We start from the raw sequence: 11,828 nt of genomic DNA, 5'->3' as shown, positions 1-11,828 counted from the left end.
ACAATAAAAAGCCTATGCCCTTACGAAAAGGTATAGGCTTTTGTCAACAATCTGAGAAATGTTTCATTGAAACATTTCGGTGATTCCGTTGTGACTTTCAAAAAGCCAATTACTTCCATTAAAAGTTCACTATTTTTCCATTATTTATCATCACAAGATAAACAGACTCACCGAAGTGAGCCATTTATTAAAATTGAGATTTAGGATTCTTACCAAGAATAAAATCACGAATATCTGAACATAATTCATGAACATTATCTTCACCAAGATAAATCATATGTCCACTTTGGTATCCTTTCCAGAATACACGATCTTTTGGAAGTCCAGCATGATCCATTGTGTGCCATGCATATCCAAATTCAGTACATAGATCAAACCATCCATTCGCAAAGAATGCACGCATTCCTGGACGACGTGTCATTGCATAACGCAATTCTTCTGCGGTTGTACCTTTCTTTTCTTCTTTATCCCAATGCATATAATAATCAGTTCCTGGAATAAAGTTGCGGTCTAATTTTACATTTAATTTTGGAAGTAGATCTCCTGTAAATGCAGCATAGAAGAATGTATCGTAACGATCGGCTGTCGCATCATCCCACAATGCCTTTTTGATTTCATCTTGTTCGGGCTCTAATAATGGACGAGTCACACGACCATCATAACGAGATACAGCTTTTCCTTTTGTCTTTAATACTTCTTGACGATAATCATCATCATCAATTTTTAAGCCATGACGAATCAAGTATTCTCTAGAAACACCTGTATAATAACTTACTTTTTCTAAGATATGTTCTTTTTCTTCTTCCGAAATGGCTTCTCCTTTATAAAGTGCAAGTACATAATCATGGTCTGCGAAAGCCTTTGCTTCTTTCACAAAATCTTCTACACTTTGATCAGTTGGATGATTGTGATACCAGTTTACACCTGCATATGTAGGAAATCCCAATACACTTGTTTCAACAGGTAAGCCTTCACCAAAGTATTTACCTACAGTAACCGTATTTCCAATAAACACAATACCATCAAAGGCAATACCATAGCCTCTTTCTCTTCCCATTGTGGCAGCAATTCCTGCAGCGACTGCACTACGAGTACATCCATAACTTTCGCCACATAAATATTTTGGTGACAAACCACGATTATAACGACGAACCCAAGCTTCAAGAACTGTCAATAGGGCTTCTGCATCTTGTTCAATGCCAAAGAAATCTTTCTTCTTACTCTCATCAATCAATACACCATATCCGGTTCCAACAGGATCAATCAATACGATATCCGCAATATCAATCAAACAATCTGGATTATCAATGACTTTATAAGGTCCAAAAGCACTTTCACGATCCACTTCATCATACTGCATACGACGCGTTCCTAGAAAACCTGCATGAACATACATACAACTCGACCCAGGACCTCCATTATACGCAAAGACAACAGGACGATCAGCTGTATCTTCTACATCGCTTCTAAAATAGGCATACGTGAAAATTGATGCGACTGGATTTCCATCTGGTCCATAGATAACATTGTCTTCACAAATTGTATGATATGGAATTTCTTTTCCTGACAATGTAATTTTTCCATCAGACTCAAAACGAGCGGGTTTAAAAGTATCTGGTTTAAAGCTTTCTGTTTTATACATAATTCGTTTCCTCCACAATAATTCCATTATAGAACGTAGTGAAAAATAGTCAATGTAAATTATTACATTTTTGTAAATAAAAATGAAAAGAGAGAAGCTATCCATTTCCCTCTTCATCATACGTATCTAAAAAGTGATGTCTTGCATGATCATCCTTATAGGCAATCACGGTTTTAAGGCTTACATTTTCTACACTCTTAAAAATATTTTGCTCTACAAACGGATTGACTTTCTTCAATTCCTTGATTAAGTTTTTCATTTCTAAACGCTTTGACTTGGATTGTGTTAAACATGTTTCATTGGCACAAGCCTGAGTGAATTTGCATGCACACTGAATGAAATACAGATTGTTGTGTTTTGCCCAAATCTTAATATCATCTTCATGAATCAAGTATAGTGGTCTAATGACTTCCATACCCTTAAAGTTATTTGAATGTAACTTTGGCATCATCGTTTGAATTTGTCCCCCATAAAGCATCGACATTAAAATGGTTTCAATCACATCATCATAGTGGTGTCCCAAAGCTATTTTGTTACACCCTAAATTCTTGGCATAGTTATATAAATGACCTCTTCGCATTCTTGCACATATATAACATGGATTCTTTTCAATATTAAAAACATTGTCAAAAATATCACTCTCAAAGATTTCAATTGGAATATTTAGCTTTTTGGCATTCTTTTCAATAACCTCGCGATTCTCTTTTGAATAGCCTGGATCCATTACGATATATTTCACATCAAAATGAACCGGTGAATGTTTATGCAGTTCTTGAAAACATTTTGCCATCAACATCGAATCTTTTCCACCCGAAATACACACCGCAATGCAATCGCCTTTTTTGACAAGCTCATAATCACGGATAGCCTTCGTAAATTTTGACCAAATCTTTCTTCGATACGTTTTAATAATACTTCTTTCGACTTGTGCACAAAAATCATCCGACACATTTGTGTTCATCTTATCCATAACGATTGAAACATACCCACCATCTACACTATACGCTTCATATTTTTCCTGCAATTTTTGTGCAACAACATCACTGACATAGCCTTGAGCGCAAACGACAATAATCTTCTTAGTTGAATCAAATTCTTTGGATAAAACACTTTCTCCACTTAATACAATACTGTTCTCGATTGGATTTTTAAAGGCTTCTTCGGCATCACGAATATCAATTAAGATATATTCTTCTTTATTTAATTGTTTTAATTGTTCTACTGAAATTTTCATGAGACTATTCTAACATAATATTGAATTTTTGGATGAAAAAGCGCAAAATATGAACAAAAAAAGGAAGTTTGATTATGACACAAGATATGACACAAGGCAAAATCATGCCTATGTTAGTTCACTTTACCATTCCCTTAGTATTGGGAAATCTATTCCAATTAACATATAATGCCGTTGACAGTATTATTGTAGGGCACTTTGTTGGAAAAGAAGCTTTAGCCGCAGTCGGAATTTGTAATCCAATCACGACATTATTCATCCTATTTCTAAATGGACTTTGTATGGGCGCAAGCATATTGATTGGCATGTATTATGGGGCTAAAAATGAAGAAAAACTCGCTCGTCAAATGAGCACAACCATGCTTGCAGGACTTGTATTTTCACTTGTATTAACACTGATTTGCATATTTTTTTCGCCACAAACTCTTAAATTTATGCAGGTAGATTCATCTATTTTCAATATGACTAATACCTATCTCCAAATCATCTTTGCCGGTTTAGTTTTTACCTTTTTATACAACTTTTTGCGAGTACACTACGCGCTTTAGGCGACAGTAAATCACCCCTATATTTCTTAATTATCAGTTCCATTTTAAATATCTTTGGAGACTTATTCTTTGTGGTCGTTTTACATGCAGGAAGTAAAGGATGTGCCATTTCTACTGTGATTTGTGAAGCTTTATGTTGCCTATTCTGTATTCTATATATACAAAAGAAAGTGCCACTTCTACAACTGGGTAAAAAGTGGCTTATCTTTGATATTTCATTATTAAAAAGAACCATTGCGTATGGCTGGGCAAGTGCAATGCAGCAGGCGACTGTACAACTTGGAAAGCTTGGTATTCAAATGATTGTCAATACAATGGGTGTATCGGTTGTAGCTGCCTTTACGGCCGTCAATCGAATTGATGACTTTGCGTATACCCCGGAACAAAACATTGCTCACTCCATGACAGCTTTAATGGCACAAAATAAGGGCGCCGGAAAGAAAAATCGTATGCAGGAAGGATTTCGTTGCGGAATGGTTTTAGAATCCATCTACGGTATATTTATCTTTCTAGTATGCTTTATCTTCGCAAAACCATTGATGTGTCTATTTGTACAAGATGAAGAAGTTATTATGCATGGAGTGACTTATCTACATTTAATTTCCATCATGTATATTCTTCCTGCCTTCACCAATGGAATCCAAGGCTTTTTTAGAGGGATTGGCGATTTAAAAATTACGCTCATTTCAAGTCTAGTGAATATGACAGTTCGAGTTATTGTAGCTGCCCCACTTGTATTTAGCTTACATCTAGGCATAGAAGCTTTACCATACTCATATCTAGCTGGATGGATGGGTATGTTGATGGCTGAACTTCCATTGCTTATTCGTACATACAAAGCTTATGAATAAGACTTGTGTATAATTTACACAAGTTTTTTGTTTTCCTTTTATATAAAGCATTTATTACAATTTGCACTATTTTTCAAACCCATATTTTTTTATTTTATCCACTTTTCCAACCTTTTTTATTCAATTATTTAGAAAACTTTAAGATTTATCACTAAAGAACCTTAATAATTATTCGTTATATTAATCATGGTGATACTTTATGACAAATAAAAACATACAAAACATAACACACTTTGGATTGATCCTTATGATTCTTATTTGCGTTTATTTCTTTTCCCAAGGATACTTCACAAATCCACAGCTTCTACAGGCTACACTATCTAAGGCAGGAATTTTGGCACCCCTACTTTTTATTTTTCTACAAATCATTCAAGTGATTATCCCCATTATTCCCGGTGGTGCATCAAGTGCCTTGGGTATTACAGCTTTTGGAGCAGTCAATGGATTTATATATAACTATATAGGTATTTGTATCGGATCCATATGTATCTTTTTACTTGTTCGTAAATATGGTCATAGAATCATTCTAAAATTATGTAAAAAGAAAGATTACGACAAATATATGAAGTATACATATGATCAAAATAAATTTGATACCTTCTTTATGTTAGCTATTTTCTTACCTTGTGCACCTGATGATCTCTTGTGTATGCTTGCAGGACTGACACATATGTCACTCAAAAAATTTGTCTGGATCATTCTTTTGGGTAAGCCATTATCTTTGATTGCCTATTCTTATGGTCTTACGCAATTGTTTCAAATTATCGAAAGGTGGTTATAATTATGTTATACATTGGGATATTATGTGCATGCATTGGATTTTATTTACATTATTAAAAGGAGAACTTTATGGAACATACAATATTAGTGGTAGAAGACGAACAAGGAATTCGTGAAGCTATCGGAATTTATATGAAGAATCAAGGATACAATGTGATTCTTGCCGCAAATGGAAAAGAAGGCTTAGAAAAGATTGAAACAAACGATATTCATTTAGCCATCGTAGATATTATGATGCCTGTTATGGATGGCATTTCTATGGTCATGGAAGCAAGAAAACATCATGACTTTCCGATTCTATTTTTAAGTGCAAAAAGTGAAGATATCGATAAAATCACAGGTTTAAATATTGGTGCCGATGATTATATCACCAAGCCATTTCAAAGTATGGAGCTAGTCGCAAGAGTACGTTCGCATTTAAGAAGATATGAACAAATCTTAAATCTAAAAAATGAGACAAAGAACGAAGATGAGTATATGATTGGTGATCTTGTGTTAAATAATACGACAAAAAGAGTGACGTTAAATTCAAGGGATATTAAATTAACGCCAAAAGAGTTTGATATTTTAAAACTATTGATTTCACACCCTGGACAAGTCTTTTCTAGCCAACAAATCTATGAATTGGTATGGAAAGAAGAAGCTATCAACACGGAAACGATTATGGTTCATATTCGTAAATTACGTAAAAAAATCGAGACCAACCCTAAAAATCCTATTTATATTAAGGTTGTATGGGGGCAGGGCTATAAAATGGAGAATATACAATGAAAAAGAAAAATATTTTTTTAACAATACTATGTGCTTTATGCATCATTAGTTCTTGTATAGTGACAAGTTTTTATCCAAATGTTTCTACCGCTACTCCAACGAAGCTTCCTGAAACTTTAGAGCAGAATCTTACAGCTTTTATTCTAGCTAAAAAATTGGAACAAGATCCAAAGTATAAATATATTACTTTTGAGAAAGATACACCGGAAGATATTCAAAAGGATATAAAAAAAGGGTTAGACTCATCTTTATCTAGCGCAAAAAACATTTTTGAGAATGATCCAAACTTCTTTTATACGTGTGATGTAAACAATAAAATCACTTCAAAACAATTTAATGTGAATGTAAAGAAAAAAGATACAAGATATTATGACACTTTGGATTCGAATACTTTAAATGTAACGGATAATATTGTGAATCTTATTAACTATAACAGTGAAAAGTATTATGAATACTATGGTGGCACATATTATTGTGATGGAAAGCCATTTCCAGGCTATACGCTTCATATGCCAAGTGATGTTGTACTAACATTCTATATTCCGGCTGTTTTAAATTACGACAATTCAAGTCTTATTGACTTGTTAGAACTAGATGGTGATCAATATGCCTATTTCTTTGTGGCAGCCTTCTTGATTTGTAGTGCCATTATCGCTCTATATGTCTTTCTTAATAGATATGTATATGAAAAGGAAGCCTATATCTTTAGGCATGTGAACAACTGGTTATTTGAACCTGCATTCTTTTTATTCCTAGTTGTCGATGCCCTACTAGCTAGTGGTACATGCATATTAACTACCTATTCCATTGAAGGAACTTTCTTAAACATCTTAAATCGATATCATATTGAGTTTAGTCAACCTATCGTATATTTTACGAACATTCTTGCATGGTCCATCACCCTATTCTTTATTGGATTATCTGTATATTGGTTAAAATGCCAATTTACAGCATCGGTTAAAGACTGGTTCTTTCATAGAACTTTAGTTGGTAAATCTATTCTTTATTTTTCAAACAAAGTAGAACGAATTATTTCAACCGATTTATCAGATGAGATTCTTAAAAAGTATATTATTTTCTCGACATGTCTGATCTTGATTCTTGCGTTTATTTCATTGCTTAACATTCCATTCTTCTCTTTCTTTATCGTCGTTACAGCATTAATTGGCATCAGCATTGTAGGCTATAAGAAAATCAAAAATGTGCAAAGTCAATACCAAGACATATTACATATGACTGAAGATCTATCGAGTGGTAATTTTGAGAATATTAAGCCTGCAGATTCTGGTTTATTCCAATCTTTAAACAATAATATCTATCAAATTAAGGATGGTTTTGAACAAGCTGTAAAAGAACAAGTACAATCACAGAATCTCAAGACAGAATTGATTTCAAATGTATCACATGATTTAAAAACACCATTAACGGGTATTAAAAATTATGTAGAGTTATTAAATGATCCTAGTATTAGCGAGGAAGATAAAAAGAGTTATTTAGAACGATTGAATCAATACACCGATCGTTTAAGCATTCTAATCACAGATTTGTTTGAAGTATCCAAAGCCAATAGTGGTAATATTGATTTAGAATATTCTGATATTAACATCATTGAATTCATGGAGCAGGTATGTGCAGAAAATGAAGAGCTTCTACAAGCTAAAAATCTTCAGCTTGTGACAAATCTTCCAGAAAAAGAAATTCATGTATGTTTGGATGGAAATAAGACATATCGTATTTTTGAAAACTTATTTACCAATATTTCTAAGTATGCACTTGAAAACACACGTGTATTCTTGGATGTGAAAGACATTGGTAATTCGGTTGTGATCATAATGAAAAACACTTCGAAAGCACCGCTTGATTTTGATAGTGATATTACCGAACGTTTTGTGCGTGGCGATAAATCAAGGCATGAAGCTGGCAGCGGTCTAGGTCTTGCGATCGTAAAGAGTTTTACAGAAGTACAGAATGGTACATTTATGATTGAAACAGATGGGGATCTCTTCAAATCAATTCTAAGTTTTCATAAATCCTAAAATATGTAGAATTCTACAGAAAAAATGATTGTAGATAAAATAAAGTGGTCAAAAATCCTAAAGTAAAGGATACAGGCCACTTTTTATCTGTGTATCATTAACTTATAGCCATAAAAAATGTAGAATTCTACAAAAAAAATGATTATAAATTGAATTATTCTTTAAATCATTTTAAAATGTAATCAGAAAAAGTGTAGAATTCTACAAAAAAGGTGATCAAAATGATAAAAAGAACTAAATACTTAAATCAACTTATCGCATTAAAGAACAACAGGTTTCCAAAAGTCATAACTGGACCAAGAAGAACTGGTAAATCCTATTTGTTGCATGAAATATTCACCGATTATCTTATAGAAAATAATGTACCTGAAGAAAATATAATTCTTATTGAACTTGATGATGATAAGAATGCCCATTTAAGAAATCCCATTGAGCTAGGAAAGTATGTACGTTCTATCACTAAAGATAAGAGTGATTGTTACGTCATTTTAGATGAGATTCAACGTGTTTTTACAATTGTTAATCCTGCATTAACAGGTGGAAAAATCAAATTAGCCAAAGCGAAAGATACAGAAACCATCTCTTTTGTTGATGTTGTATTAGGACTTTCTCATGAAAAAAACATAGACCTTTATATTACTGGATCCAATTCAAAAATGTTGTCAACCGACATTGTGACAGAATTTAGAGACAAGGCTAGCCAAATCCATATGCAACCATTATCTTTTGAAGAGTTTTACAGTTATAGACAAGGTTCCAAAACAGATGCCTTATATGAATATATGCAGTATGGTGGCATGCCACTTGCAGTATTATCAGATGAAAATTCAAAGAAACAATATTTAAAAGGATTATTTGAAACAACCTATTTCAAAGATATTATTGAACATAATAAGCTAAAGAAAACAGAAAACTTAGATGAACTCTGTACCATTCTTAGTGATTTGACAGGCGAATTGTTGAATTCTAAGAAATTATCAAATACATTTAAAAGTGTTAAACATGAAAACATTGATGCACAAACAATTGAAAAATATATTCAATATTTTAAGGATGCCTTCATTCTCCAAGAAGCGAATCGCTATGACATTCGTGGAAAGAAAGAAATTGGTGCTTTAAGAAAATACTATTTTGTGGATACAGGTTTAAGAAATGCACGATTAAATTTTGCGTATCCCGATGAGGGACAATTGTTAGAAAATATTGTGTACAATGAACTCATATATAATGGATATACCATTAATGTTGGAACTTTCGATACAGTTGAAAAAAATAAAGAAGGTAAATCCGTTCGAAAAACAAATGAAATTGATTTTTTTGCACAAAAAAATGAACGTAAATATTACATTCAAATTTCAACAGATATCTCAAATTCTGAAACTCGAAACCGAGAAATTCGTCCTTTCATTAAATTAAATGATCAAATTCAAAAAATATTGGTAGTAAATCGACCTTATAAAGCCATGATGGATGAAGAAGGTTTTATAACTATTGGTGCCAGTGAATTTTTATTGAATTTCATCAAATAATAAGATCCAATCGGATCTTTTATTTTGGCACACTTACCAGTAAATCGATATTACCTTGGATGGAGTATCTTTTTGTATGACTTGTGATGATAAAGCCAATGCCTACTTGAATATCATAGTCTTTTCCATCAATATGTAAGATTCCATTTCCACTTAATGGTAAGCATAAGGAATATGAAGGATTGTTGATCTGAATTTCATTTTGAATTTTGTATCGAGTCACACTAAAATACTTTTCATTCACATATTCAATGACTTCATTTCCTTCTAACATCGTAACTGTTGGATGCACATCTAGTTCAATATGCGGTATATTTGTGACTTTAATAGCCTTTTCAATATGTAGTTCTCGCATATTCCCATTCGCATCTTTCGATCATAATCATATATACGATATGTAACATCACTGGATTGTTGCACTTCAGCCATCATTAGTTTCCCTTCAATACCATGAATAGTTCCTGCAGGTGTATAAACAAATTCATTTGCGCACACTGGTTTTCGAACGAATAAAGTATCCCAAGCTTTTTCTTCTATGGCCTTTCGAAATTCTTCCTTTGTCTTGGCATTATGTCCACGAATGATTTTTGTACCTTCTTCCACATCTAGCCACAGACAAAATTCAGCCTTACCAAAATCATTTTCATGTTTTCTAGCATATGCATCATCTGGATGTACCTGCACGGAACATGGTTCTTGAATCTCATTAATTTTAACTAATAGTGGAAACTTATCGTGAGGATCATTCGCAAATAATTCTCTATGATTTAAATATACATCTTTTAATGTTTCCCCTTTATATTTTCCATTTTTGATCTTACTTAAGCCATTATCATGTGCACTAATAGCCCAGTATTCTCCAATCTTTTTGTCCATAGGACCGAAGCCAAACTTTTCTTGGATGCGCCTTGAACCATACAGCTTTTCTTTCATGGGCGAATCTAAAAATAATACTTTTTCCATTTTTTACTTCCCTTCATATCTTGACTTGAGCATACCACAAATATTTAAATCGTGTATAATAGAAGAAGTGGACTTTTGGAGGTTATTTATGATTTTAGAACAAATTGATAAAGACTTATTGAAAATGGCAGAAGAATCGGATGTCGTTTTAAAAGATATTTATAAAAAAATTGATGATGTATGTTTATACAATTCAGATCGTATCTTAGCTACATTTATTGAGAACCACGTTTCTTATTCTGACTTTGCGGATATTAACGGATACGGTAACTATGATGAGGGTCGTGATAAGATTGAACGTATTTTTGCGACAGTACTCGGATGTGAAGATGCTTTAGTACGTCCTCAAATCATGAGTGGTACAAACGCTTTATATTTAACTTTATCTGCCCTATTAAAACATGGAGATACAATGATTTCCATTTCTGGTGCTCCATATGATTCTTTACAGGAAATGATTGGTTTATGTGGGGATTCTACACAATCCTTAAAAGCCAATGGTGTAAAGTATGAACAAATTGATTTAGTGAATGATGATTTTGATGATGATAAGATTATTTCTCGTTTAAAAGAAAACAATGTAAAATTAGTGGAAATCCAAAGATCTAGAGGATATGCCCACCGTTTATCATTAACCATTTCAAAGCTTGAGCGTATCATCAAAAAGATTCGTGAAGTAAACAAAGACGTTATTATCATGGTCGATAACTGTTATGGTGAACTTGTTGAAAAATTAGAGCCAGGACATATTGGTGCTGATGTAGTGGTGGGATCCTTGATGAAAAACTTAGGTGGAGGAATCGCCTCTACCGGAGGATATGTAGCTGGTAATAAAGAATTAATCAATATGGTAGCTGAACGCTTAACAGCTCCTGGAATCGGTAAGGATTTGGGTGCAAACTTTAACTTGAACAACTCTTTCTTTAAAGGTATTTTCATGGCACCAAATGCTGTAAAGAGTGCTTTAAAGACAGCCGTTTTCACAGCTTATATGTTAGAAAAATTAGGCTATAAAAACGTATCGCCTGCTTATAATGATGAAAGAACGGATATCATTCAAACTTTAGAACTAGGTTCCAAAGAAAATCTTGTTAGCTTTACACAAGGCATTCAATCCACAAGTCCAATTGATTCATTTGTTCGTGTTATGGCCGCTCCAATGCCAGGCTATCCATTTGATGAAGTTATGGCTGCTGGAAGCTTTACACAAGGAAGTACAATCGAACTAAGTGCAGATGCTCCAGTCGTTGAACCCTATACTTTATATATGCAGGGTGGATTAACATTAGAATATGGAAAACTTTCTATTCTTCTTGCCCTAACAAATATGAAAAACAACTAAGATGCCAAGTGCATCTTTTTTCGTTTCAAACGATACTTCGATCAATAAAGAATAAAAGTGGTCAACTCCCTTTAAACGAATATATAAAACTGGATAGGGATAAATCAACCTTTAAAAGTCATAGGGATTTTA

Annotated in this window: 11 protein-coding genes; 7 read left to right on the top strand and 4 right to left on the bottom strand. The window is 33.2% G+C overall.

Features of this window, described 5'->3' with window-relative positions; all coding sequences use genetic code 11:
* Positions 1–187 precede the first annotated feature (187 nt).
* A complete protein-coding gene (locus KTQ83_RS09725) occupies positions 188–1,642 on the bottom strand; it encodes a S10 family peptidase (protein WP_217256670.1) in 1,455 nt (484 codons plus the stop codon).
* A 97-nt stretch (positions 1,643–1,739) separates the two neighbouring features.
* The gene (locus KTQ83_RS09720; protein WP_217256669.1) at positions 1,740–2,876 is read right to left on the bottom strand and encodes a PP-loop family protein; all 1,137 of its coding nucleotides are present in this window, start codon (positions 2,874–2,876) and stop codon (positions 1,740–1,742) included.
* A 74-nt stretch (positions 2,877–2,950) separates the two neighbouring features.
* On the opposite strand from KTQ83_RS09720, the gene KTQ83_RS09715 reads away from it, so the two are divergent.
* From KTQ83_RS09715 to KTQ83_RS09690, 6 genes are all read left to right on the top strand, one after another.
* Positions 2,951–3,424, top strand: coding sequence for an MATE family efflux transporter (locus tag KTQ83_RS09715; RefSeq protein ID WP_217256668.1), 474 nt, complete (start codon positions 2,951–2,953; stop codon positions 3,422–3,424).
* 71 nt (positions 3,425–3,495) lie between these two features.
* Positions 3,496–4,275 carry an MATE family efflux transporter gene (locus KTQ83_RS12650; RefSeq protein WP_438802591.1) on the top strand — a complete coding sequence of 260 codons (780 nt, stop codon included), beginning with the start codon at positions 3,496–3,498 and terminating at the stop codon, positions 4,273–4,275.
* Between the two features lie 199 nt (positions 4,276–4,474).
* Positions 4,475–5,056: a VTT domain-containing protein gene (locus tag KTQ83_RS09705; protein WP_217256667.1), complete on the top strand. Its 582-nt coding sequence runs from the start codon at positions 4,475–4,477 to the stop codon at positions 5,054–5,056.
* A gap of 68 nt (positions 5,057–5,124) precedes the next feature.
* A complete protein-coding gene (locus KTQ83_RS09700; RefSeq protein WP_217256666.1) occupies positions 5,125–5,826 on the top strand; it encodes a response regulator transcription factor in 702 nt (233 codons plus the stop codon).
* Positions 5,823–7,862 carry a sensor histidine kinase gene (locus KTQ83_RS09695; protein ID WP_217256665.1) on the top strand — a complete coding sequence of 680 codons (2,040 nt, stop codon included), beginning with the start codon at positions 5,823–5,825 and terminating at the stop codon, positions 7,860–7,862. Before KTQ83_RS09700 ends, KTQ83_RS09695 begins: the two co-directional genes overlap by 4 nt.
* A gap of 221 nt (positions 7,863–8,083) precedes the next feature.
* On the top strand, positions 8,084–9,391 hold the full coding sequence (locus KTQ83_RS09690; RefSeq protein ID WP_217256664.1) for an ATP-binding protein: 1,308 nt from the start codon (positions 8,084–8,086) through the stop codon (positions 9,389–9,391).
* A gap of 19 nt (positions 9,392–9,410) precedes the next feature.
* On the opposite strand, the gene KTQ83_RS12340 is transcribed toward KTQ83_RS09690, so the two are convergent.
* Positions 9,411–9,746 carry a hypothetical protein gene (locus KTQ83_RS12340; RefSeq protein WP_244975833.1) on the bottom strand — a complete coding sequence of 112 codons (336 nt, stop codon included), beginning with the start codon at positions 9,744–9,746 and terminating at the stop codon, positions 9,411–9,413.
* On the bottom strand, positions 9,686–10,354 hold the full coding sequence (locus KTQ83_RS09685; RefSeq protein WP_244975832.1) for a type I phosphomannose isomerase catalytic subunit: 669 nt from the start codon (positions 10,352–10,354) through the stop codon (positions 9,686–9,688). The genes KTQ83_RS12340 and KTQ83_RS09685 overlap by 61 nt, the downstream gene beginning before the upstream one ends.
* A gap of 88 nt (positions 10,355–10,442) precedes the next feature.
* On the opposite strand from KTQ83_RS09685, the gene KTQ83_RS09680 reads away from it, so the two are divergent.
* Positions 10,443–11,696 carry a methionine gamma-lyase family protein gene (locus KTQ83_RS09680; protein ID WP_117926521.1) on the top strand — a complete coding sequence of 418 codons (1,254 nt, stop codon included), beginning with the start codon at positions 10,443–10,445 and terminating at the stop codon, positions 11,694–11,696.
* The last annotated feature ends 132 nt before the right edge of the window (positions 11,697–11,828 follow it).

Origin of the sequence: Holdemanella porci, from assembly GCF_019052655.1 — a bacterium.
GTDB lineage: Bacteria > Bacillota_I > Bacilli_A > Erysipelotrichales > Erysipelotrichaceae > Holdemanella > Holdemanella hominis.
Note: the sequence above shows the minus strand (reverse complement) of the source record. Positions and strands in the feature narration are given on the sequence as shown.